The 221-nt window shown below is 72.4% G+C and carries 1 protein-coding gene; it reads right to left on the bottom strand.

Going from position 1 to position 221, the window contains the following annotated elements; all coding sequences use genetic code 11:
• Positions 1–221: transposase (locus tag CEY15_RS17945; RefSeq protein ID WP_176475199.1), on the bottom strand; the 221-nt coding region annotated here is incomplete at both ends.

Genomic DNA, 221 nt, shown 5'->3' with positions numbered 1-221 from the left:
ACTGTTCGTGCACCGCGGTAGCGGTGGGCTGGTCGTACACGCTGTGCAGCATCGCCTTCACGGCCGGCCACATCGACTTGGGGCACACGGCCATCAGGTTCGCGGCGTAGTGGGTGCGGCAGCGCTGCCACGCCGCACCGGGCAGGTTCGCCGCAATCGCGTCCACGAGCCCCGCGTGGGCATCGGAGGTCACCAGGCGGACCCCGCCCAGGCCGCGGGCC

It is taken from the genome of Dietzia natronolimnaea (genome assembly GCF_002289575.1).
In the GTDB taxonomy this organism is placed as follows: domain Bacteria; phylum Actinomycetota; class Actinomycetes; order Mycobacteriales; family Mycobacteriaceae; genus Dietzia; species Dietzia natronolimnaea_A.
Note: the sequence above shows the minus strand (reverse complement) of the source record. Positions and strands in the feature narration are given on the sequence as shown.